Source organism: Pseudomonas sp. GW822-FHT02G04, from assembly GCF_058802085.1.
In genome coordinates this window covers 79,324-102,011 of record NZ_JBXANU010000013.1, presented here as the reverse complement: position 1 = coordinate 102,011, position 22,688 = coordinate 79,324, and the positions used below count along the sequence as shown (strand labels likewise).

General features: G+C 59.4%; 26 protein-coding genes. 16 read left to right on the top strand and 10 right to left on the bottom strand.

Going from position 1 to position 22,688, the window contains the following annotated elements; genetic code table 11:
• Nucleotides 1-147: 147 nt before the first annotated feature.
• Complete coding sequence (gene gloA / locus AC1RO5_RS17680) at nt 148-669, top strand: lactoylglutathione lyase (RefSeq protein WP_493176589.1); 522 nt, start codon at nt 148-150, stop codon at nt 667-669.
• A gap of 194 nt (nt 670-863) precedes the next feature.
• Here gloA and ahpF read toward each other — a convergent pair whose 3' ends face one another.
• The 3 genes from ahpF to AC1RO5_RS17665 form a co-directional block, all read right to left on the bottom strand.
• Nucleotides 864-2,426, bottom strand: a complete 1,563-nt coding sequence (gene ahpF / locus AC1RO5_RS17675) for an alkyl hydroperoxide reductase subunit F (protein ID WP_493176588.1) — start codon at nt 2,424-2,426, stop codon at nt 864-866.
• 145 nt (nt 2,427-2,571) lie between these two features.
• The gene (gene ahpC / locus AC1RO5_RS17670) at nt 2,572-3,135 is read right to left on the bottom strand and encodes an alkyl hydroperoxide reductase subunit C (protein ID WP_007935654.1); all 564 of its coding nucleotides are present in this window, start codon (nt 3,133-3,135) and stop codon (nt 2,572-2,574) included.
• 138 nt (nt 3,136-3,273) lie between these two features.
• Nucleotides 3,274-4,212 carry a site-specific integrase gene (locus tag AC1RO5_RS17665; protein WP_493176586.1) on the bottom strand — a complete coding sequence of 313 codons (939 nt, stop codon included), beginning with the start codon at nt 4,210-4,212 and terminating at the stop codon, nt 3,274-3,276.
• 178 nt (nt 4,213-4,390) lie between these two features.
• Between AC1RO5_RS17665 and AC1RO5_RS17660 the strand changes: the two genes are divergently transcribed.
• Nucleotides 4,391-5,410, top strand: a complete 1,020-nt coding sequence (locus tag AC1RO5_RS17660; RefSeq protein WP_493176585.1) for a DNA-binding protein — start codon at nt 4,391-4,393, stop codon at nt 5,408-5,410.
• Here the strand turns inward: AC1RO5_RS17660 and gorA are convergent.
• Both gorA and galU read right to left on the bottom strand, forming a co-directional pair.
• Nucleotides 5,407-6,765, bottom strand: a complete 1,359-nt coding sequence (gorA, locus tag AC1RO5_RS17655) for a glutathione-disulfide reductase (protein WP_493176583.1) — start codon at nt 6,763-6,765, stop codon at nt 5,407-5,409. The genes AC1RO5_RS17660 and gorA overlap by 4 nt on opposite strands.
• Nucleotides 6,766-6,894: 129 nt before the next feature.
• Entirely contained in the window at nt 6,895-7,734 is an 840-nt protein-coding gene (galU, locus tag AC1RO5_RS17650) for a UTP--glucose-1-phosphate uridylyltransferase GalU (protein WP_007935647.1), read from the bottom strand.
• A gap of 280 nt (nt 7,735-8,014) precedes the next feature.
• Between galU and AC1RO5_RS17645 the strand changes: the two genes are divergently transcribed.
• Together AC1RO5_RS17645 and AC1RO5_RS17640 are read left to right on the top strand one after the other, a co-directional pair.
• Nucleotides 8,015-8,203 carry a hypothetical protein gene (locus AC1RO5_RS17645; RefSeq protein ID WP_007935646.1) on the top strand — a complete coding sequence of 63 codons (189 nt, stop codon included), beginning with the start codon at nt 8,015-8,017 and terminating at the stop codon, nt 8,201-8,203.
• Between the two features lie 140 nt (nt 8,204-8,343).
• The gene (locus AC1RO5_RS17640) at nt 8,344-8,625 is read left to right on the top strand and encodes a hypothetical protein (protein ID WP_493176581.1); all 282 of its coding nucleotides are present in this window, start codon (nt 8,344-8,346) and stop codon (nt 8,623-8,625) included.
• A 13-nt stretch (nt 8,626-8,638) separates the two neighbouring features.
• Here AC1RO5_RS17640 and AC1RO5_RS17635 read toward each other — a convergent pair whose 3' ends face one another.
• Nucleotides 8,639-8,869: a hypothetical protein gene (locus AC1RO5_RS17635; RefSeq protein WP_007935641.1), complete on the bottom strand. Its 231-nt coding sequence runs from the start codon at nt 8,867-8,869 to the stop codon at nt 8,639-8,641.
• Between the two features lie 71 nt (nt 8,870-8,940).
• Complete coding sequence (locus AC1RO5_RS17630; RefSeq protein WP_413696580.1) at nt 8,941-9,297, bottom strand: hypothetical protein; 357 nt, start codon at nt 9,295-9,297, stop codon at nt 8,941-8,943.
• 212 nt (nt 9,298-9,509) lie between these two features.
• Here AC1RO5_RS17630 and AC1RO5_RS17625 point away from each other — a divergent pair, with 212 nt between their 5' ends.
• The 5 genes from AC1RO5_RS17625 (at nt 9,510) to ada (ending at nt 12,680) form a co-directional block, all read left to right on the top strand.
• On the top strand, nt 9,510-9,812 hold the full coding sequence (locus AC1RO5_RS17625; protein WP_007900033.1) for a DUF1883 domain-containing protein: 303 nt from the start codon (nt 9,510-9,512) through the stop codon (nt 9,810-9,812).
• Nucleotides 9,813-9,840: 28 nt separating this feature from the next.
• The gene (locus tag AC1RO5_RS17620) at nt 9,841-10,011 is read left to right on the top strand and encodes a hypothetical protein (protein WP_086945763.1); all 171 of its coding nucleotides are present in this window, start codon (nt 9,841-9,843) and stop codon (nt 10,009-10,011) included.
• Nucleotides 10,012-10,138: 127 nt separating this feature from the next.
• Nucleotides 10,139-10,849 (top strand): 2OG-Fe(II) oxygenase, encoded by a 711-nt coding sequence (locus AC1RO5_RS17615; RefSeq protein WP_493176580.1) that lies wholly within the window; start codon nt 10,139-10,141, stop codon nt 10,847-10,849.
• Nucleotides 10,839-11,519 carry a DNA oxidative demethylase AlkB gene (gene alkB / locus AC1RO5_RS17610; RefSeq protein WP_493176578.1) on the top strand — a complete coding sequence of 227 codons (681 nt, stop codon included), beginning with the start codon at nt 10,839-10,841 and terminating at the stop codon, nt 11,517-11,519. Before AC1RO5_RS17615 ends, alkB begins: the two co-directional genes overlap by 11 nt.
• Nucleotides 11,520-11,606: 87 nt before the next feature.
• On the top strand, nt 11,607-12,680 hold the full coding sequence (ada, locus tag AC1RO5_RS17605; RefSeq protein WP_493176576.1) for a bifunctional DNA-binding transcriptional regulator/O6-methylguanine-DNA methyltransferase Ada: 1,074 nt from the start codon (nt 11,607-11,609) through the stop codon (nt 12,678-12,680).
• Here the strand turns inward: ada and AC1RO5_RS17600 are convergent.
• Both AC1RO5_RS17600 and acuI read right to left on the bottom strand, forming a co-directional pair.
• The gene (locus AC1RO5_RS17600; RefSeq protein ID WP_493176573.1) at nt 12,644-13,132 is read right to left on the bottom strand and encodes a GyrI-like domain-containing protein; all 489 of its coding nucleotides are present in this window, start codon (nt 13,130-13,132) and stop codon (nt 12,644-12,646) included. The two genes, ada and AC1RO5_RS17600, sit on opposite strands and share 37 nt — an antisense overlap.
• A 57-nt stretch (nt 13,133-13,189) precedes the next feature.
• Nucleotides 13,190-14,173: an acrylyl-CoA reductase (NADPH) gene (acuI, locus tag AC1RO5_RS17595; RefSeq protein ID WP_493176572.1), complete on the bottom strand. Its 984-nt coding sequence runs from the start codon at nt 14,171-14,173 to the stop codon at nt 13,190-13,192.
• A gap of 214 nt (nt 14,174-14,387) precedes the next feature.
• On the opposite strand from acuI, the gene AC1RO5_RS17590 reads away from it, so the two are divergent.
• The 7 genes from AC1RO5_RS17590 (at nt 14,388) to AC1RO5_RS17560 (ending at nt 19,579) form a co-directional block, all read left to right on the top strand.
• Entirely contained in the window at nt 14,388-15,452 is a 1,065-nt protein-coding gene (locus tag AC1RO5_RS17590) for an NAD(P)H-dependent flavin oxidoreductase (protein WP_493176570.1), read from the top strand.
• A gap of 298 nt (nt 15,453-15,750) precedes the next feature.
• Complete coding sequence (modA, locus tag AC1RO5_RS17585) at nt 15,751-16,509, top strand: molybdate ABC transporter substrate-binding protein (protein ID WP_493176569.1); 759 nt, start codon at nt 15,751-15,753, stop codon at nt 16,507-16,509.
• On the top strand, nt 16,510-17,190 hold the full coding sequence (modB, locus tag AC1RO5_RS17580; RefSeq protein WP_493176568.1) for a molybdate ABC transporter permease subunit: 681 nt from the start codon (nt 16,510-16,512) through the stop codon (nt 17,188-17,190).
• A gap of 3 nt (nt 17,191-17,193) precedes the next feature.
• The gene (gene modC / locus AC1RO5_RS17575; protein WP_493176567.1) at nt 17,194-18,273 is read left to right on the top strand and encodes a molybdenum ABC transporter ATP-binding protein; all 1,080 of its coding nucleotides are present in this window, start codon (nt 17,194-17,196) and stop codon (nt 18,271-18,273) included.
• Between the two features lie 82 nt (nt 18,274-18,355).
• Nucleotides 18,356-18,616: a hypothetical protein gene (locus AC1RO5_RS17570; RefSeq protein WP_493176564.1), complete on the top strand. Its 261-nt coding sequence runs from the start codon at nt 18,356-18,358 to the stop codon at nt 18,614-18,616.
• Between the two features lie 132 nt (nt 18,617-18,748).
• Nucleotides 18,749-18,997 carry a hypothetical protein gene (locus AC1RO5_RS17565; RefSeq protein ID WP_493176562.1) on the top strand — a complete coding sequence of 83 codons (249 nt, stop codon included), beginning with the start codon at nt 18,749-18,751 and terminating at the stop codon, nt 18,995-18,997.
• A 297-nt stretch (nt 18,998-19,294) separates the two neighbouring features.
• Complete coding sequence (locus AC1RO5_RS17560) at nt 19,295-19,579, top strand: hypothetical protein (RefSeq protein ID WP_493176560.1); 285 nt, start codon at nt 19,295-19,297, stop codon at nt 19,577-19,579.
• A gap of 14 nt (nt 19,580-19,593) precedes the next feature.
• On the opposite strand, the gene ydiJ is transcribed toward AC1RO5_RS17560, so the two are convergent.
• Nucleotides 19,594-22,623 (bottom strand): D-2-hydroxyglutarate dehydrogenase YdiJ, encoded by a 3,030-nt coding sequence (ydiJ, locus tag AC1RO5_RS17555; protein ID WP_493176558.1) that lies wholly within the window; start codon nt 22,621-22,623, stop codon nt 19,594-19,596.
• Nucleotides 22,624-22,688: the final 65 nt, after the last annotated feature.

The following is a 22,688-nucleotide window of genomic DNA, read 5'->3' as shown; positions in this document are numbered from 1 at the left end:
AGGATCGGGTCATTGCAATGAACACTCACGGATTGAGGCGCAAAGTCTGAGCTTCACCCGCCCGGCAGGCAAGCCTGCGGTTTTGGTTTGGCGATGCCAGGCCCCTTGCGTATCATTGTGACCATTCTTGGAATTTCCGGAGGGCCCATGAGCCTGCACGAACTCAATACATTTCCTGGTGTGACCGCCCAACCTGACGCCGCCACCCAGAAGTTCGTCTTCAACCACACCATGCTGCGGGTCAAGGACATCACCCGGTCGCTGGATTTCTACACCCGCGTCCTGGGTTTCTCGCTGGTGGAAAAACGCGATTTCCCGGAAGCCGAGTTCAGCCTGTATTTCCTGGCGCTGGTCGATAAAAACCAGATCCCGTCCGATGCCGCTGCCCGCACCGAGTGGATGAAGTCGATCCCCGGCATTCTCGAACTGACCCACAACCACGGCACCGAGAACGACGCGGATTTCGCCTACCACAACGGCAACACCGACCCGCGCGGCTTCGGCCATATCTGCATCTCGGTGCCAGACATCCGCGCCGCGTGCGAACGTTTTGAAGCGCTGGGCTGCGATTTCCAGAAACGCCTGAACGATGGTCGCATGAAGAGCCTGGCCTTCATCAAGGACCCGGATGGTTACTGGGTCGAAATCATTCAGCCAGCACCGATGTAAATCCAAATCAAAAGATCGCAGCCTTGATCGTTCCCACGCTCTGCGTGGTAACGCCTCCTGTGACGCTCTGCGTCACGCTTTTGGAACGCGGAGCGTCCCGGGCTGCATTCCCACGCAGAGCGTGGGAACGATCAGTGCAAGATACAAAAAACCCCATGATCACTCATGGGGTTTTGTGTTTTCAGGGGCGGTGTTTATGCCGGCGCCGAAGTTCGGATCAAGTGATCGAATGCGCTCAAGGAAGCCTTGGCGCCCTCGCCCACCGCAATCACGATCTGCTTGTACGGCACGGTGGTCACATCGCCGGCCGCGAACACGCCGGGGATCGACGTTTCACCACGGGCATCGACAATGATCTCGCCGCGCGGCGACAGCTCGATAGTGCCTTTGAGCCAATCGGTATTAGGCAACAGACCGATCTGCACGAAGATCCCTTCCAGCTCGACAGTGCGCAACTCGTCCGACTGACGATCCTTGTAGCGCAGGCCGTTGACCTTCTGGCCGTCGCCGGTCACTTCAGTGGTTTGTGCACTGGTGATCACGGTAACGTTCGGCAGGCTGTGCAACTTGCGCTGCAACACCGCATCGGCACGCAGTTGTACGTCGAACTCCAGCAGCGTTACGTGGGACACGATCCCGGCCAGGTCGATGGCCGCTTCAACGCCGGAGTTGCCGCCACCGATCACCGCCACACGCTTGCCTTTGAACAGCGGACCGTCACAGTGCGGGCAGTACGCCACGCCCTTGTTGCGGTATTGCTGCTCACCCGGAACGTTCATTTCACGCCAGCGCGCGCCGGTGGCGAGGATCACAGTCTTGGCTTTCAAGGACGCGCCGCTGGCGAAGTGGATTTCGTGCAGCTCGCCGTTTTTGCCCGGCACCAGTTTGTCGGCGCGCTGCAGGTTCATGATGTCCACGTCGTACTGCTTGACGTGTTCTTCCAGGGCCACGGCCAGTTTCGGCCCTTCGGTTTCCTGTACGGAGATGAAGTTCTCGATGGCCATGGTGTCGAGCACCTGGCCACCAAAACGTTCAGCCGCCACGCCGGTGCGAATGCCTTTACGAGCGGCGTAAATTGCCGCTGAAGCACCGGCCGGGCCACCGCCGACGACCAGCACGTCAAAGGCTTGTTTGGCGCTGATCTTCTCGGCCTGACGCTCGATGCCGCTGGTGTCGATCTTGGCGAGGATTTCTTCCAGGCCCATGCGGCCCTGGCCGAAGTTCACGCCGTTCAGGTAAACGCTTGGCACGGCCATGATCTGGCGCTCGTCAACTTCGGTCTGAAACAGCGCGCCGTCGATGGCGACGTGGCGGATGTTCGGGTTCAGCACGGCCATCAGGTTCAGCGCCTGAACCACATCCGGGCAGTTCTGGCAGGACAGCGAGAAGTAAGTCTCGAAGTTGAACTCGCCCTTGAGCGAGCGGATCTGTTCGATCACTTCCGCACTGGCTTTCGATGGGTGGCCGCCGACTTGCAGCAGGGCCAGCACCAAGGATGTAAATTCGTGGCCCATCGGGATGCCGGCGAAACGCAGGCTGATATCGGCTCCCGGGCGATTGATCGAGAACGATGGTTTACGTGCATCGTTACCGTTGTCGAGCAAAGTAATCTGGGTGGAAAGACTGGCAACGTCTTTGAGTAACGCGAGCATTTCCTGGGATTTCGCACCGTCGTCGAGGGATGCAACGATCTCGATCGGCTGAGTGACCCGTTCCAGGTACGATTTCAACTGGGCTTTAAGATTGGCGTCCAACATACGGGCGATTTCCTTAGATGCTGTTTGAATAGAGAGCAATCAGACATAAAAAAACGCCCGAGCGAATCTCGCCCGGGCGTTTTTGAGGGCGGTGCAGCTTACTTAGTAGGTGCGGAGTTCCGCCCTGATGAAGCGCGTCACAGACTTAGATCTTGCCGACCAGGTCCAGGGACGGAGCCAGAGTGGCCTCGCCTTCTTTCCACTTGGCTGGGCACACTTCGCCCGGGTGAGCAGCGACGTATTGAGCGGCCTTGATTTTGCGCAGCAGCTCGGAAGCGTCACGGCCTACACCGCCATCGTTGAGTTCAACGATTTTGATCTGGCCTTCAGGGTTGATCACGAAAGTGCCACGGTCAGCCAGGCCAGCTTCTTCGATCAGCACGTCGAAGTTGCGGGAGATGACATGAGTCGGGTCGCCGATCATGGTGTACTGGATTTTGCCGATGGCTGGCGAAGTGTTGTGCCAGGCAGCGTGGGCAAAGTGGGTATCGGTGGAAACGCTGTAGATCTCGACGCCCAGTTTTTGGAACTCGGCGTAGTTGTCAGCCAGGTCTTCCAGTTCGGTCGGGCAAACAAAGGTGAAGTCAGCCGGGTAGAAGAAAACGACAGACCACTTGCCTTTCAGGTCAGCGTCCGACACGTGTACGAAGTCGCCATTTTTGAAGGCGTTAGCTTTGAACGGTTTAACTTGGCTGTTGATGATAGGCATCGGTGACTCTCCGTCAGGGGTTATGAAGTTGATGTGGTGAATCCTACCCACCCGATCGACGGTTGGCTCATTGGCAAACCTGATGCTGCTGATTGGTTTTCGCTATTAGCCGAGCGTATTAATAGAAGAAAACGTGATCTACAGCGCCAACGGCTTTTCAGCGATTCGGGTCATCCCGAGAAACGGGCTGGCTTCAACATAGCGCATGGCTGACTTCACATCCTTCCAGCCCACGTAATTCATCAACGACTTCAAATCCCAACCGCTCTGATGGGCCCAGGTGGCAAAACCACGACGCAAGGAGTGACTGGTGTAGTGCTCAGCCGCAATGCCGGCGCGCTCCAGTGCCTGGCGCAACAACGGGATCACGCTATTGGCGTGCAAGCCCTCCTCGCTCAAATGGCCCCAGCGGTCGATGCCCCGAAACACGGGACCACGGACCAACGCCGCTTCGGTAATCCATTCGATATAGGCCTGCACCGGGCACAGGCGCTGCAAGGCCGGCGTCTGGTAGGTCTGGCCTAGGTTCTCGCGATCGCTCTTGCTGCGTGGCAAGTAGAGGGTGATGCCTGAACCAGCGCTGGCTTGTACATGCTCAATCTGCACACGGCACAACTCATCGCTACGAAAACCACGCCAGAAGCCCAGCAGAATCAACGCGGTGTCGCGCCTGGCTCTCAGCAACCCCGCTCGATCGCCCTGCGCCCTGGCGGTTTGCGCTTCCTGCTCCAGCCAGGCAACCACTTGCTCCAGATGCTGCAACTGCAACGGCTCAGCCTGTTTTTCCTGGGCCGGGTGCAATGCGCGAATGCCTTTGAACACCTTGCGCACCACCGGCGCCTTGGTTGGATCGGCGAACCCCTGGCTGTTGTGCCACTGGGCTAGCGCGGACAAGCGCAACTTCAAGGTATTGATCGACAGCACGCCCGCATGTGCAACCAGGTATCGCGCCACGCTATCGCTGGTCGCCGGCAGGAACCCACCCCAACTGACTTCGAAGTGCTCGATGGCCGCGCGATAGCTGCGACGGGTGTTGTCGCGGGTGGCGGCTTGCAGGTAGCGATCCAGATCGGTCATGGGCTCAGTGCTCGAAAACGTACCGCGTTGGCGATTGAAAACCCGGTCTACAGCTGATCACACGGGGTAATACCAGTATATCCCGCATGAAATATGATGTGTTTTTAACTTTATCTGTGTCGTGGTACATTGTGCATATTAGTGGTACGTACCACAGTATCAAATCGTAGGAGAACACATGGCACGTGGCGGCGTAAACAAGGCACTGGTGCAAGCGGCACGCTCGGCAATCCTCGCCCGGGGCGAACACCCAAGCATCGACGCAGTGCGGATCGAAATGGGCAATACCGGCTCGAAAACCACGATCCATCGTTATCTGAAAGAGCTCGATGACGGCGCCGAACCCGCGCAAGCACCTTCCGAACCCATCGATGATGAGCTGGCAGCGCTGGTGGCGCGGCTAGCGCAACGCCTGAAAGAACAGGCGCAAGAACCCATCGACCAGGCACGCGCGCAGTTCGAGCAACAACGAAAAGAGCTGGAAACCCAACTGCACGAGGCCCGCGAGGCCAATACCGAATTGCAGCAGCAATACGAAATTCAAAGCCTGGCGCTGACCCAGGAATCGGCGGAACTGCACGACACTCGCTCGATGCTGCAAACCGAGCAAACCCGCAACGCCGGGCTGAACCAGGCGCTGGCCGATTTCGAATTACGCTTGCAGGACAAGGACGAGCAGATCCGCTCACTGGAAGAAAAACACCTGCACGCCCGCGAAGCACTGGAGCACTACCGCAACGCCGTCAAAGACCAGCGCGAGCAGGAACAGCGACGCCACGAAGGTCAGGTGCAGCAGATTCAGATGGAATTGCGTCAGGCGCAGCAAAGCGCACTGGTACGCCAGGATGAAATCACCCAGCTGCATCGCGACAACGAGCGTCTGCTGACCGAAAACCGTGGCACGCTGCGGGAGTTGAGCCTGTTGCAGGAGCAACTCAAGCACACCAACAGCCGACAGGATCAGTTACTGGAACAGGTCAACCGCATCGACAGCGAACGCACCCTCCTCCAGGAACGCTTGCGAATTGCCTTGCTGGAAAGCCAGTCACTCAAGCAGAACATCGACGAGCAATCGCACATCAACAAAGCGCTGGAAGTTGAACTGATCAAGTTGCAGGCAAGCCTGGATGAAAGCGTGCGCCTGGCCGCTGTCGTTGCGACAGGACCAGACGCATCAGCACCGCAGAAGGACGATTAACCCGCGACCGGCGTGCGCATGGTGACGAACTCTTCGGCGGCCGTCGGATGCACGCCGATGGTTTCGTCGAAGTCGCGCTTGGTCGCGCCCGCTTTCAGGGCAATCGCCAGCCCTTGCACGATCTCTCCGGCGTCCGGGCCGACCATGTGGCAGCCCAGGACCTTATCGGTCTTGGCATCTACCACCAGCTTCATCAAGGTGCGCTCCTGGCATTCGGTCAGGGTCAGCTTCATCGGCCGGAAACGACTTTCGAAGATCACCACATCGTGCCCAGCTTCTCGCGCCTCTTCTTCAGTGAGGCCGACAGTACCGATGTTCGGCAAGCTGAACACGGCGGTCGGGATCATCTTGTAATCCACCGGGCGACACTGCTCAGGCTTGAACAACCGCCGCGCCACGGCCATGCCTTCGGCCAGCGCAACCGGCGTGAGTTGTACCCGACCAATCACATCGCCCAGGGCCAGGATCGACGGTTCAGCAGTTTGATACTGCTCATCGACCTCGACAAAACCTTTCTTGTCGAGTTTGACCCCGGTGTTTTCCAGCCCCAGGTTGTCGAGCATCGGACGCCGACCGGTGGCGTAGAACACGCAGTCCGCCACCAGCTCACGACCATCCTTGAGCGTCGCCTTCACACTGCCATCGGCCTGTTTATCGATACGCTCGATATCGGCATTGAATTGCAGGTCCATACCGCGCTTGGTCAGCTCTTCCTGCAAATGTTTGCGCACTGCGCCGTCGAAGCCACGCAGGAACAGATCACCGCGATACAGCAGCGTGGTCTCAGCGCCCAGTCCGTGGAAAATCCCGGCAAACTCCACCGCAATGTAGCCACCACCGACCACCAGAACGCGCTTGGGCAGCTCTTTAAGGAAAAATGCCTGGTTGGAGCTGATGGCATGCTCGTGCCCCGGAATCTCCGGAATCTGCGGCCAGCCACCGGTCGCAATCAGGATGTTTTTGGCGGTGTAACGCTCGCCATTGATCTCGATTTGATGCGGATCGACGATTTTCGCGTGCCCTTCATGCAAGGTCACACCAGTGTTGACCAGCAAATTGCGATAAATGCCGTTCAGGCGATTGATCTCGCGATCCTTGTTGGCGATCAGTGTCGCCCAGTCGAACGTCGCTTCACCCGGAGTCCAGCCAAAACCTTGCGACTGCTCGAAGTCTTCGGCGAAGTGCGCGCCGTAGACCAGCAGCTTTTTCGGCACACAGCCGACGTTCACACACGTACCGCCCAGGTAGCGGCTCTCGGCCACGGCGACTTTCGCACCAAAACCGGCCGCGAACCGCGCAGCCCGCACACCGCCAGAACCGGCACCAATCACATATAGGTCAAAATCGTAGGCCATTACTATCTCCTCGGCAGGCCACCAGCATACCTGCGGGCGCCCTTTGGGCAAGCGTTGCAAACTATTTGGGGCCGAAAAACGAAAAAGCCACCCGAAGGTGGCTTTTCAGTACAAGCAGGTCAAACGCTATCAGTAAGCCTTGCCAGTCTTGTAGAAGTTCTCGAAGCAGAAGTTGGTCGCGTCGATGTAGCCTTCGGCGCCACCGCAGTCGAAACGCGTGCCCTTGAACTTGTAGGCCATGACGCAGCCGTTTTGCGCTTGTTTCATCAGGGCGTCGGTGATCTGGATTTCGCCGCCCTTGCCTGGCTCGGTCTGTTCGATCAGGTCGAAGATGTCCGGGGTCAGGATGTAACGGCCGATGATCGCCAGGTTCGACGGTGCGTCTTCAGGTTTTGGCTTCTCAACCATGCTGTGAACGCGATAGATGTCGTCGCGAATCATTTCGCCGGCAATCACACCGTACTTGTTGGTTTCTTGAGGATCGACTTCCTGGATGGCCACGATCGAGCAGCGGAACTGCTTGTACAGCTTGACCATCTGGGTCAGTACGCCGTCGCCTTCGAGGTTGACGCACAAGTCGTCCGCCAGTACCACTGCGAAAGGTTCGTCGCCGATCAGCGGACGACCAGTCAGGATCGCGTGGCCCAGGCCTTTCATTTCGGTCTGGCGAGTGTAGGAGAACGAGCACTCGTCGAGCAGCTTACGGATGCCGACCAGGTATTTCTCCTTGTCAGTGCCCTTGATCTGGTTTTCCAGCTCGTAGCTGATGTCGAAGTGGTCTTCCAGCGCGCGTTTGCCGCGGCCGGTGACGATGGAGATTTCGGTCAACCCGGCATCCAGTGCTTCTTCGACGCCGTACTGGATCAGTGGCTTGTTTACCACCGGCAGCATTTCTTTGGGCATGGCTTTAGTCGCTGGCAGGAAGCGAGTACCGTAACCGGCTGCTGGGAACAAGCATTTCTTGATCATATAAGTCCTTGAAAGGGCTGTGTGTACGAGTTTCGGCGCAGTCTAATCAGGCGGCGTGCACCTTACAATGCCCCGCACTGGCTAACCGACGCCATCATAGAGAAATATTCTGCTGGATAGTTCCGCAGATAAGCGGCACAACCTCTTATAGATAGCAGAGATTGACGATCTGCGCGGCCATCAGTCTAGCGACAATCTGCCCCACCCTACACCCATCGGCACCCGTTGAGGGCATTTGGCGCTATCATTGCGCACCTGAACCAGCCAACGAGGCAGATAGATGTCGGCAGCAAAAAGCGTCAACGGGTACCTGATCAATCAGGCTAAAGACGGCCAGTGGTGGATAGACAGCGTCGGCGGCGAGAATATTGCCGGGCCGTTCCCTACAGAAGCGTTGGCGATTGAAGTGGCATCGGTGTTGCAGGATCAACCCGCAGCACCCAAGCGGCGCGGCAAGGACAAGCCTTGAGCTGAACCTGGCGCAACCGCAGCCCTGTCTTTGCACAGGGCTTTTTTGTGAATGCCTGCAACGAAGTGGCCAATCGCTATAACCTTTTGTTGCAGCCGCTGTCATAGCGTTTAGCCCCCATCACTGACGATGACCACGACATGAAAAGATTTTTGCCACTGATTGTGGTACTGGCCCTGAGTGGCTGCGCCACGTCCGAAACGACTTACCTGAAGAATGGCGAGCAAGGCCTGAGCATCGACTGCTCCGGGGAAGCCAACGACTGGGCCAGTTGCTATGAAAAAGCCGATGCCTCTTGCGCCGGCACCGGCTATCGGATTGTCGGTACCGATGGCACACCTTCGACCAAGGAAAGCGACAAAACCCTGGGCGCGGATATCGGCAATTACAAGAACCGCAGTGTGGTGGTGGTCTGCAAGTAGGGCGCCCAATGCCCTACATATGGATTTCGGCGAACTTGATTCCGAGCCCGCGTACGGTCTCGATCAAATCGTCGAGGCGGCTGAAGGACTCGACTTCATCGTTGTCATCCACCAGGAAAAAACTGCGCCCGGCGCTTTTCTTGAAAAATACGATCCACTCCCCCGGGTTCGCCGGGTTCTGAATCACATGGGTGGCAGAGATATGACCCTCTGCATGGCGCTCCCGCACCTGCTCTCGTTTCATGCTCGACTCCAGAAATGACAATGCCGTCAAAGTGCGACCTTGACGGCATCGATGCTGACCGGGGTAGTTTATCAGCCGGAAATGCACGCGGTAGCGGCATTGCGCACATCCCATGGGCGCAACGGCACATTGGAGATGCGTTCATGCAGTTTGATGCTGCTGCCGCCGGAGCGGTCTTCAATGTCAAACACCGCTGCCGGCCCCGAGGAGAACTTCTGCGGCACAATAACCCGCATGCCATCCTTTTGCGGCTCGACTTGCAGGGCTCCACGGCTGCTGGCTAACTTCTCGACCAGGCACTGGGCGTACTCGTGGGGTTTCTTGCCTGAAATCACGTTCATGGTAGGCAGCGAAGCAGTGATGTCCGAGACCGTCGCACATCCACCCACTGCCAATGCCAACGGTACGACCAGAACACCCCATTTCATATGAAACCTCCGATAAAGACCCTCCGACAGCACAGATGCTGTTTTTCTCCAAGGCTCCCTGCTTTTATCGCTCATAGAATTCCAAATAACTGTTTTTAATTGTCAAAGCGGACCCCGACAGCCAGATAATAACCTGTTCGGGCTGATAAACTGCGCCAATCGCCCATGCTATCGTTTTGATTTTGTAGAAAAAGCCCTTCTGGAGGCGCCTCATGAAATTTATCCACCAGCGCGAGCACCTCAACGAAGACGACATCGTCGTCATTCAGTGCTCCCAAATGTGCAACATCCGCTTGATGAACGACGCCAACTTCCGCAGCTTCAAGAACGGCGGCCGTCACACGTATCACGGTGGCGCATTCGACACCTTCCCGGCCCGGATCACTGCGCCGAGCACCGGTTTCTGGAACATCACCATCGACACGGTCAACCGCCGGCCGATCAGCGTGACCCGCAAGCCGACCCTGACGCACTCGATCAAGATCATCCGCCGCTCCAGCTCGAAGCTGAGCTGAACCCACACCAGAACAGGCAGGTATGACCGTGGCCCAGACGACCAAATACGTCATCAAATACAAACTCAACGGCGAGCGTCGCTTCGAATTCGCCCAGCTTGAAAACGGCACCGCAGAAGAAGCCAAGGCTGCGCTGGACAAGCTGCATGGCCAGAGCGAAGACGTCATCAGCGAGATCAGCGTCAGCAAAGCGCTGTAACGCGATCTGGAGCGACAACATGGACGTCTGCTCCCCTCGCGAATTCGACCGCAAGCGCCGGAGTGCCTGCTCTCGCACCGCTCACTAAACTGGCCGCCTCGACCTTTTGGTCAAGGAGTCAGAACCCTTGCTTACCGATCCGATTCACCACGATGCCCTCGACTGGGGCAGGCTTACGCAGCAACTCGACCAAGATGGCTGCGCGATCATCAAATCGCTTTTAAGCCACAAGACCTGCGATGAAATAAGCGCCCTGTACGACCACCCCGAGCCTTTTCGCTCGAAAGTGGTGATGGCGCGCCACGGTTTCGGCCGTGGCGAGTACAAATACTTCAGGTACCCGCTGCCGGATCCGGTGGCCCGGTTGCGCAGCGCGCTCTACCCTCGACTGGTTCCCATCGCCAATCGCTGGTACGAATGCATGGATTTGCCGACCCGCTTCCCCGAATCCCACGAAGCGTTTCTACAACGCTGCCATGCCGCCGGTCAGGAACGCCCGACACCTTTATTGCTGCAATACGGCCCGCAGGACTACAACTGCTTGCATCAGGATCTGTACGGCGAACACGTGTTCCCGCTGCAAGTGGCGATTCTGCTGTCAGAACCGGGAGAGGACTTCACCGGTGGCGAATTTGTGCTGACCGAACAACGTCCACGGATGCAATCACGCCCGCAAGTCATCGGCCTGAGGAAAGGTGACGCGTTGATTTTTGCCGTGAGTCAGCGCCCGGTTAAAGGCGTTCGCGGCTATTACCGCGTGACCCTGCGTCATGGGGTGAGTCGCCTGCACAGTGGAAAACGGCATACCCTTGGAATCATCTTTCACGATGCGTTATGACCCCATGAGCCCGATCACCCTAGATCTGTTTGCCGACGCCGAACCCGAGCAGCAGCCCAGGCGCGAGCAGATCGGCGAGCAATCCTGCGTTCTCAGAGGCTTCGCCCTGCCCTGGCTCGACCGGTTGCTGCCGGCGCTGGAGGCGGTTCTGACAGCGGCGCCCTTCCGGCAAATGGTCACGCCCGGCGGCTTTACCATGTCGGTGGCCTTGAGCAGTTGCGGCACCTGGGGCTGGACCACCGACCGCAGCGGCTACCAATACACCCGCAACGATCCGCAGACCGGCGCGCCCTGGCCTGAAATGCCCGAGGTGTTTTTCGAACTGGCCCAGGCGGCGGCGCGAGAGGCAGGGTTTATGGCGTTCGTACCGGATTCCTGCCTGATCAACCGCTATGTTCCCGGGGCCAGGATGTCGTTGCATCAAGACAAAAACGAAAACGCCTACACCGCCCCCATCGTGTCGGTGTCTTTGGGATTGCCGGCGACGTTCCTGTTCGGTGGCTTCGAACGCAGCGCGAAAACCCAGCGGGTGCCGCTGTTTCACGGTGATATCGTGGTCTGGGGCGGCGTGGACCGTTTGCGTTACCACGGCGTATTGCCGATCAAGGACGGCCAGCATCCGCGGCTGGGTGAACAGCGAATCAACTTCACCTTTCGTACCGCGCGATGATGCAGTCGAATTCGACCGCAAGACCCGGAGTGTGGCGTCTCTACCGGCTGGTTAATCTGCATGAAACGGGTCAACGGACATGAAGCCATGACAACTCAATCGCCAACAATCGCCACCGAAAACGATCCTCGCTGGGCCGCCGTGGTCGCGCGCGATCCACGTGCCGACGGGCAGTTTGTGTATGCGGTGAAAACCACCGGTATCTACTGCCGCCCCAGCAGCCTGGCACGCCTGCCGAAACCGCAGAACGTCGAATTCTTCGACACGGCCGAGCAAGCTCAGGCGGCGGGTTATCGCCCCAGCAAACGGGCCGCGAAAGATCACAGCGACGTCGCAGCCCAACATGCCGCGACCGTGGCCGCCGCGTGCCGTCAAATCGAATCCGCCGAAACATTGCCGGCGTTGAATGAGCTGGCGGATGCAGCCGGTTTGAGCAGCTTCCACTTCCATCGCGTGTTCAAGGCCATCACCGGCCTGACGCCCAAGGGCTACGCCACCGCCCACCGCTCACGCAAGGTTCGCGAGCGCCTGACCGACGGCGGCACGGTTACCGACGCGCTGTATGACGCCGGATTCAACTCCAACAGCCGTTTCTATGAGGCAGCGGATCAATTGCTCGGCATGACACCCGGCGACTACCGCGCGGCCGGGCAGAACAACGACATCCGTTTCGCCGTCGGCCAGTGCTCCCTGGGCGCGATTCTGGTGGCACAAAGTGAACGCGGTGTCTGCGCGATTCTGCTGGGGGACGATCCGCATCAACTGGTCTGCGACCTGCAGGACAAGTTTCGCCGCGCCAACCTGATTGGCGCCGATCATGAGTTCGAGCAGCTGATCGCCAAGGTCGTCGGCTTTATCGAAGCCCCGGCCCTCGGCCTGGACTTGCCGCTGGACGTACGCGGTACGGCGTTTCAGGAGCGGGTGTGGCAAGCCCTGCGGGAGATTCCTGCCGGTAGCACCGCCAGTTATGCCGATATCGCCCAGCGCATCGGCGCGCCGAAAGCCATGCGCGCCGTGGCCCAGGCCTGTGGCGCGAACAGCCTCGCGGTGGCGATTCCTTGCCATCGCGTGGTGCGCAGCGACGGCAACCTGTCGGGCTACCGCTGGGGCGTGGAGCGCAAGCGTCAGTTGCTGGAACGTGAAAACGCGTCCGGGTCCTGAATGCCGATATAGACCGCCGCGGACTCAGGCCCGGTGTAGACCTCGAAGTCCGTGGCGAACTTGCGGCGAACCTGCGGGTTGTCCTCGAAGTAGGCCCAGATAAAGCCCCATGCCTGAATGACGCTATCGGGCATCGCCCCTTTAGCGCTGAACACCAGGTAATCGCCGCCCTCAACCTGAATCTGCGCAAAGCCCTCGGAGGGTGCGGTGACCGCCACTCCCGCGATCACATCGAAGTGGCCCGACGCGTCGGACTCGTAGTTGGAGTAGACGCCGTACATAAAGGAATCCGGTTGTTTGTGGGTGATCTTGTCGTAAATATCCTCGACGAAAAACCGTTCCCACATAGGGCCGATACGCGCGGTATCCGGCTGCTGCTCTGCGGTATTGAGGGTTCGCACCTGCAAACCCGAGACGCTAAAGGGCTGCACTTCACGCAGTTTTACATCCATTGGTCGATATTCCTTGTCGCTACAGTTTGTCTGTTTGATTGATTGATGCTGAAACGATCAACGATTGACGTCGACCACCACCCGGCCGCGCAACTGCCCGGCAAGCAAGCGCGGCGCGGCGTCGATGGCTTCGCTCAAGCCGATTTCGTGGCTGATCAGCGGTAGCAAGGCGAAATCCAGGTCTTTAGCCAGGCGATTCCACGCCAGTATCCGCTTGGCTTTGGGTTGGGTCACGCTGTTGATCCCGACCAGGGTCACGCCGCGCAATATGAACGGTGCGACGGAGGCCGGGAAGTCCATGCCCTGGGCCAGACCGCAGGCGGCGACGGTGCCGTTGGCCCGGGTGCTGGCGCAAGCGTTGGCCAGTGTGTGACTGCCGACCGAGTCGATCACCGCCGCCCAACGCTCCTTGGCCAACGGTTTGCCCGGCTCCGACAACGTGGCGCGATCGATGATTTCACTGGCGCCCAAGTGCTTGAGGTAGTCGTGTTCGGAGGTGCGGCCAGTGGAGGCCACCACGCGGTAGCCGAGTTTGCTCAGCAGCGCGATGGCGAAGCTGCCTACGCCGCCGTTGGCGCCCGTCACCAACACCTCGCCCTGCTCGGGACTCACGCCGCTGTGTTCCAGTGCCAGGATGCTCAGCATCGCCGTGTAGCCGGCCGTGCCAATGGCCATCGCTTGCGCGGCGGTGAATGCCTTGGGCTGCGGGATCAGCCAATCGCCATTCAGACGAGCTTTCTGCGCCAGCCCGCCCCAGTGTCCTTCGCCAACACCCCAGCCATTGAGCAGGACTTGATCACCGACCTTGTAGTCCGGATGACTGCTGACTTCGACAGTGCCTGCCAGATCGATCCCCGGCACCATCGGGAATTTACGCACCACCGGGCTACTGCCAGTGATCGCCAGACCATCCTTGAAATTCAATGTGCTGTACGCCACACGCACCGTCACATCGCCCTCGGGCAATTGATCGTCAGCGATCTCTTGCAGTGTGGCCCGGTAACCGCTGTCGTCTTTGTCGATCAAAATGCCTTTGAACATCGCTGCCTCCTGGTGGAATCGCTCAGTTGTCGTGCTGTTGAAATAACACAGGGAACCCCATCACCGTACCCGACTTTAAGCCAATCCCCATCGGCTGGCGCCTTGCGGATCATCCCGTACGCATTAAAAACTCGACTGGCCTTGCGCCAGGCATTACTGATACAAACTTGCTTCTACCGTCCCTGCCCTGTTTCGACGTCGGAGAACACTGCACATGAGCCAATGGCCAGACACCCGCATTCTTGACCTGCTCGGGATCGAACTGCCGATCATTCAGGGCCCTTTGGCCGGCGCGACGACTTCGGCCATGGTGATTGCAACGAGTAACGCCGGCGGCCTGGGTTCGATGCCTGCCGCGATGCTGAGCATCGAGCAGTTGCGCGAAGAACTGAAGACGATTCGCCAACACACCCAGCGCCCGTTCAACGTCAATTTCTTCTGCCATCAACCTCCGCCGCCCGATGAGCAACGTGCCCGGGACTGGAAGAATCTGCTGGAACCGTACTACCGGGAATTGGGCGTCGACTTCGACGCGCCGACGCCGGTGTCAAATCGCGCGCCGTTCGATAACGCAGCCTGCGAAGTGATCGAAGAGTTTCGCCCCGCAGTGGTGAGTTTTCACTTTGGCCTGCCGGAAAAGTCGCTGTTGGATCGGGTAAAAGCCACCGGAGCGAAAGTTCTCTCCTCGGCGACTACGGTCGAAGAAGCCATCTGGCTGGAGCAGCATGGCTGCGATGCGATCATTGCGATGGGTTACGAGGCTGGCGGTCACCGGGGCATGTTCCTCAGCGATGACTTGAGCAGCCAGGTGGGTACTTTCGCGCTGGTGCCGCAGGTCGTTGATGCGGTGAAAGTGCCGGTCATTGCGGCGGGCGGGATTGGCGATGCGCGGGGTGTCGCGGCGGCTTTCATGCTGGGCGCTTCGGCGGTTCAGGTAGGTACGGCTTATTTGTTCACGCCAGAGGCCAAAGTCAGCGCGTCTCACCACAAGGCGTTGCGCACGGCCAAGGAAAGCGAGACAGCGGTCACCAACATTTTCACCGGACGCCCGGCGCGCGGGATTCTCAATCGGGTGATGCGTGAACTCGGGCCGATGAGCGCCAAAGCACCGGCCTTCCCATTGGCGGGCGGTGCGCTGATGCCGTTGCGGGCTAAAGGGGAAGCGGATTTCAGCAACCTTTGGGCCGGACAGGCGTTCACTCTGGGCGTTGAACTGAGCACGGCAGAGCTGACCCGGCGGTTGGCCGAGGAAGGATTGGCCAAATTGATCCACCGCTAATCAAGCTGCAACTAACAACAACCTGTGGCAAGGGAGCTTACCTGTGGCGAGGGAGCTTGCTCCCGTTCGGCTGCGAAGCAGTCGCGAGCTTTTGGGGCCGCTTCGCGACCCAACGGGAGCAAGCTCCCTCGCCACAGGTAAGCTTCCTTGCCATAAGTAAGCTCCCTTGCCACAAGTAAGCTCCCTCGCCACAGTTCGGTGCCAACCTTGCACTCTGCATCCAGCAAGTTCCGTTTACAGGCATTTCGCTATATATTCTGATATATAGCGTTTCACTCGCCTACCACGGAGCCGTTTCATGATCATTCGTGCCTCACGTTTTGCCCCTGTGTGCCTGTTCAGCGTGTTCGCTTTCGGGTCTGCCCAGGCGGACGAAGTCCAGGTCGCCGTTGCCGCCAACTTCACCGCGCCAATCCAGGCCATCGCTGCCGATTTCGAGAAAGACACCGGGCACAAACTGGTCACCTCGTTTGGTGCAACCGGCCAGTTCTATACCCAGATCAAGAATGGCGCGCCGTTCGAAGTGTTGCTCTCGGCGGATGACACCACCCCGCAAAAACTCGAGACCGAAGGCGACGCCGTCAAGGGCTCACGCTTCACCTACGCCATCGGCACGCTAGCGCTATGGTCGGCCAAGGAAGGTTATGTCGACGCCAAGGGCAAGGTGCTGAGCGACAACAAGTATCAGCATCTTTCCATCGCCAACCCGAAAGCCGCCCCGTATGGCCTGGCTGCCACTCAGGTGCTGGCCAAGCAAGGCCTGACCGACAAGGTCAAAGACAAGATCGTTGAAGGCCAGAACATCACCCAGGCTTACCAATTCGTGTCCACCGGCAATGCCGAACTCGGTTTTGTGGCCTTGTCGCAGATCTACAAAGACGGCAAAGTGACCAGCGGTTCGGCCTGGATCGTTCCGGCCAACCTGCATGATCCGATCAAACAAGACGCGGTGATCCTCAACAAGGGCAAGGACAACCCGGCCGCCAAGGCATTGGTTGACTACCTCAAGGGGCCGAAAGCCGCCGCCGTCATCAAGTCCTACGGTTACCAACTCTAAATGACACTTTCGAGTGCCGATTACTCCGCGATCTGGCTGACCCTGAAACTGGCGTCCCTGACCACGGCCATCCTGCTGATCATTGGCACTCCGATTGCGTTATGGCTGTCGCGTACCCAATCCTGGTTGCGCGGCCCGGTCGGGGCGATCGTCGCCCTGCCCCTGGTACTGCCACCCACGGTGATTGGCTTTTATTTACTGTTGGCGCTCGGCCCGAACGGGTGGATCGGCCACTTCACCCAATCGCTGGGGCTCGGCACCCTGACCTTCAGTTTTGCGGGGCTCTTGATCGGCTCGGTGCTGTACTCGATGCCGTTCGTGGTCCAGCCGCTGCAAAACGCATTTTCCGCCATCGGCACTCGCCCACTGGAAGTGGCCGCCACCTTGCGCGCCAATCCCTGGGACACGTTTTTCAGCGTGATTGTGCCGCTGGCCCGCCCCGGCTTCATCACCGCGGCCATTCTCGGTTTCGCCCACACCGTCGGCGAGTTCGGCGTGGTGCTGATGATCGGCGGCAATATTCCCGACAAGACCCGCGTGGTCTCGGTGCAGATCTACGATCACGTCGAAGCCATGGAATATGCCCAGGCCCATTGGCTGGCCGGGGCAATGCTGGTGTTCTCCTTTGCAGTGTTGCTGGCGCTCTACTCCAGCCGTAAAACCAAAGCGGCCTGGAGCTGACCCATGATTCAAACGCGCTTGAAACTGAGCTATTCGGGATTTGCCCTGGATGTCGATCTTCAATTGCCCGGCCGCGGGGTGACTGCGCTTTATGGTCATTCCGGTTCGGGCAAAACCACCTGCCTGCGCTGTATCGCCGGCCTGGAGCAGGCTGAGCAGGGTTTTATCCAGGTCAACGATGAAGTCTGGCAGGACAGCGACAAGCGGATTTTCGTCCCGCCGCATAAACGCGCCCTGGGTTATGTTTTCCAGGAAGCCAGCCTGTTTCCCCATCTGTCGGTGCGGGCCAATCTTGAATTCGGCCTCAAGCGTATCCCCCGCCAACAGCGCCGGGTCGACATGGCGCATGCCACTGAACTGCTGGGGATCGGCCATTTACTCGAGCGCAATCCGCAGAATCTTTCCGGCGGCGAGCGCCAGCGTATCGGCATCGCTCGTGCCCTGCTCACCAGCCCCAAACTATTGCTGATGGACGAGCCGCTCGCGGCGCTCGATGCCCAGCGTAAAAACGAAATCCTGCCGTACCTGCAACGGCTGCACGATGAGCTCGACATCCCGGTGCTGTACGTCAGCCATTCCCAGGATGAAGTCGCGCGGCTCGCCGACCACCTCGTCCTGCTCAGCGACGGCAAGGCTTTGGCCAGCGGCGCCATCGGCGAAACCCTGGCCCGGCTCGATCTGCCGCTGGCGCTGGGCGACGATGCCGGCGTGGTGATCGAAGGGCACGTCAGCGCCTATGACGCCGACTACCAGCTCTTGACCTTGCAACTGCCCAACACCGACCTCAGGATTCGAGTCGCCCATGCGCCGATGACCAAGGGCCAGGCACTGCGTTGCAAGGTCCAGGCACGAGATGTCAGCCTGAGCCTGCAAGGCGCCGAGCAAAGCAGCATCCTCAATCGCCTGCCGGTCACGGTGATCAGTGAAATCGGCGCCGACAACGCCGCTCACGTACTGATCCGCCTGAATGCCGCCGGCACACCGCTGCTGGCGCGAATCACCCGCTACTCCCGGGATCAATTGAGCGTGCACCCTGGCCAGCAACTCTGGGCGCAGATCAAAGCGGTGGCAGTGTTGGCCTGAATCCGTCGCCGAGACGTATTCAAGGGTGCACTGAACCGACGAACTGACCCACCAGTTTTTTGCATGATCGCAACGGGCTTCTATGCTTGATCTGAACACGAATAGCTTCGGTGACGCCATGGAAGACATTTTCGTTGTGAAACGCTGCAACAAGATCATTGTTCATGGCCGCCGGGCCGGAGAAGTCGATCACCCACCACCCGACGCTGCTGTCTGGTATCGCATCGTCGATACCCGCACTCGCGGCTTCATCGGTGACGGCTTCGATCTTGAAGAGGACGCCAAGCGCGAATGCCGCAGGCTTAACGCGGCCAGTTCGCCGGTGTCGCAAGGGTTGGCTTGAAGCCCGCCCCTTTCATTTTCCGGGTCTATACTTGAAGGAGCTGAAGGACCAGCGACCCATCGGCAGAAAGCTCGCTCCCCCGCGGGCTTTTTGTTGCCCTTTAGCCGATTTGCTTGAACGGAGGTGATTGTCATGTCCGAGAAAGAGTCTATCGCTACCCTGCTCACCCTGCTTGATTCCCGTCAGGCCCGCCTTGCCGCTGCGTGCAAGGAGATCGCCGATTGGGTCGATCATCAAGGGGGGCATCCGACAGCCCTCAGGATTCGCGACCGCCTGAACGACATCGAGAAAGACACGCCGCAGATTCGCAGCGCGCTGTCTGCACTCAAACCTGTCGAGCCGCCACTGCCTCGGTTCAAATCAGTCGACCGCGTTATTTGAGCCAGGGACAGAGTCCAATTCAGGACACCTGAACGGTGACATCTTCGTCACCGTGGTTACGCTTGCCTGCCAGACTCGCGCTACATCCCAACCCGGCCCAGTTTGCCGGGCTTTTTTATTCGTGCCTTCGGCCTTTTCACACCGCCTTCACAAGCCACCTCCTACAGTTCACGTGCTCCTTTGAAGAACTCCCCTGGCCCGCCCGCATGCGGGCCATTTTTTTGCCTGCCGTAAAGCGAACGAACGCCCTCACCTGCCAGGTGTCGAACGCTTACACATCACGAAGGAGAATGTCCCATGGTCACTCACTTCAAAGTCGGCGGGCACTTGGCCTGCGGGCACAAAGGCAGCAACCTGACCTCCAGCAACATACTGAACCGGGTGAAATGCAGAAGCTGTCGCAATACGGATGCGTTCAAGGAAGCGCGCAAAGCCGAACGCAACGCCGCACGTCGAGCCGCACGCAAGGCCAAAGCCACCCACGCCGCCAATGACTGGCGCGCAGAGTGGGTCCAGCGGCTGATCGAAATGCCCGGTTTGCAACGACTGCCGCGTGGCTTTACTGGCCAGCCGTTTGTGTAGCTGACACGTTTGCATCAGCGAACTTGCTGAACAATGCGCTCCAACACAACCTCCAGTGGATGGCGCAATTGCGTGTTGGCAAAGCGCTTCACCTGACTGCGACAGGAGTATCCCGTCGCCAGCGCCTCACCCTTTTTGTCCAGTTTGCCGGCCCATGACTGCTCGAAAATGGTCCGCGAGGTGTCCTGGTTTCGGGCTTCATGACCGTAGGTTCCGGACATGCCGCAGCAGCCGGTCGCCTCAGTCGTCAGCTTGAGCCCGAGCCGGGCAAAAACGGCTTCCCATTGCGAAGTGCTGGCCGGGACATTGGTTTTCTCGGTGCAGTGCGCCAACAAACGGAATGTATCAGTCGCGGGCTGCGGATTTTCCGGCAACGCATCGCAGAGCCATTCCTGGGGTAGCAGGACCTTTGGGCAATCGTTGAGCCCCGGTACTTTCTGATATTCCTGGCGGTAGACCAGCGTCATCGCAGGATCCAGGCCCACCAACGGCACTCCACAGTCGGCGAGCGCCTTGAGCTGATGGGCGTTGCGGATCGCAGCCTTGGCAAAGGCACCGAGGAAACCCTGTACATGCAAAGGCTTGCCGTTGGCGCTATAGGGCGCCAGAAACACCCGATAACCCAGCTGATGCGCCAACTGGATAAAGCTCGCCAGCAACGGGGTCTCGAAATACCGGGTGAAGGCGTCCTGCACCAACACCACGCTGCGCTCACGTTGCGCGACAGAGAGCTCGCGCAAGGCTGGCACACTGGCGACAGCAACCTTGCAGCGAGTCAGCGTGGCTTGCAAGTTATGGCGGTTGATCAACGGACTGTCGAGCATGCCGACCTGTCGTTCAAGCAGACGGCTCACCCATTTCGAGCTCATCACCGCGTTGTACAAACCTGGCGCGTAGGCCATGTAAGGCAGGGTGAACTCCAGCGAGCCGATCAAATAGTCGCGCAGCGGGCGTTGATAACGACCGTGGTACAGCTCCAGAAATCGCGAACGGAATTCCGGCACATTGACCTTGACCGGGCATTGTCCCGCACAGGATTTACAGGCCAGACACCCCGCCATCGCGTCGTAGACTTCATGGGAGAAATCCGCCTCGCCGCGCGAGCGCGCCAGGTTATTGCGCAACCGCGTTGGCAACCCGCTCAGCCACGACAACTTGCCTCGGGCCGCTTGCAACACATCGATATTGGCCGCGCCTTGCAGACGCAACCACTCGCGAATCAATGAGGCTCTGCCCTTTGGCGAATGCTGGCGTTCACGGGTGGCTTTCCACGACGGGCACATCGCATCGTTGGGATCATAGTTGTAGCAGGCGCCGTTACCGTTGCAGTGCACGGCGGTGCCGAAGCTTTGCCAGACGCGCTCGTCGATTTGCCGGTCCAGATCACCGCGCAGCGTGACTTCGTTGACCTTGAGCAAGCCCTGGGCGGCGTCCGGCGGGGTGCAGATCTTGCCGGGATTGAGCTGATTGTGCGGGTCGAACGCCCCCTTGAGCGATTGCAGCGCCGGGTACAGCTCGCCAAAAAAATCGGGGACATATTCCGAACGCAATCCTTTGCCGTGCTCTCCCCACAGCAGACCACCATAACGCCGGGTCAACTCCGCCACGGCATCGGAAATCGGCTTGACCAGAGCGGCCTGGGCCGGATTTTTCATATCCAGCGCCGGACGTACATGCAACACACCGGCATCGACGTGACCGAACATGCCATAGGCCAGGCCATGGCTATCCAGCAAGGCGCGGAACTCAGCGATGTAGTCAGCCAGTTTCTCCGGCGGCACAGCTGTGTCTTCGACGAAAGGCTGCGGGCGAATCTCGCCGTCGACGTTACCCAGCAGCCCGACCGAGCGTTTGCGCATGGTGTATACGCGGGTCACGGCTTCGGCCCCTTCAGCCAGGGTGTGGCCCAGTCGCTCAATCGTCGTGTCGGCCTGCAAATGCTCCACGAACGACACCACGCGAGCATTCACCTCCGCCAGGTCTTCCCCGCTGAACTCCACCAGATTGATGCCCAGCGTCGCGCGCCCGGCGTCCGTCGGGAAGTACTCGGCGACGCTGTGCCAGACGATGTCTTTCATCGCCAGCATCAACACTTTGGAGTCCACGGTTTCGATGGACAACGGCTTGTGCGCCAATAATGCATTAGCGTCGCGCAACGCATCCATGAAGCTGCTGTAGCGCACGTTCACCAACACCGAATACTTGGGAATCGGCAGCACGTTGAGCTTGGCTTCGACGATGTAGCCCAACGAACCTTCCGCCCCGCACAGCACACTGTTGAGGTTGAAACGCCCGTGCTCGTCGCGCAGGTGCGCCAGGTCGTAACCGGTGAGGCAGCGGTTGAGTTTGGGGAACACCGACTCGATCAGGTCGGCCTGGGTTTCCTGAATGTGCCGCGCCGTCCGGTACACCTCGCCGATGCGGCCGGGGTGCGTGCAGGCCACTTCCAGCTCCGCGTCGGACAGAGGCCGGCTGTGCAGGCGCTCGCCACCGAGCAGCACACTGTGCAGTTCCAGCACGTGATCACGGGTCTTGCCGTAGGTGCAACTCCCCTGGCCGCTGGCGTCGGTGTTGATCATGCCGCCGACGGTGGCGCGGTTGGACGTCGACAGCTCCGGGGCGAAGAACAGCCCATGGGGTTTGAGCGCGGCATTCAGCTGGTCCTTGACCACGCCCGCCTGCACCCGCACCCAACGCTCGGCGACGTTGATTTCGAGGATGGTGTTCATGTGCCGCGACAAGTCGACCACGATGCCATCGGTCAATGACTGGCCGTTGGTGCCGGTGCCGCCGCCTCGCGGGGTCAGCTTGATCTGGCGAAAGCGTGGTTCGGCCATCAAGGTCGCGATGCGTGCGATGTCGTCCGCGTCCATGGGGAACACCGCCGCTTGCGGCAGGCGCTGGTAAATCGAGTTGTCGGTCGCCAGCACGGTGCGGGTGGCGTAGTCGGCGCTGAGCTGACCACGAAAGCCGCTGGCGCGCAGGGCCTGAAGAAATTCCGGGTAGTCTGCCGCGAGTGCAACGGTGGGCAACTGAGCGATCATCGCAGGCTGTTCTCTTGTCGGTCTAATCATGGGAAAAAATCAAAACACTTGTCGCCCGGGCATTA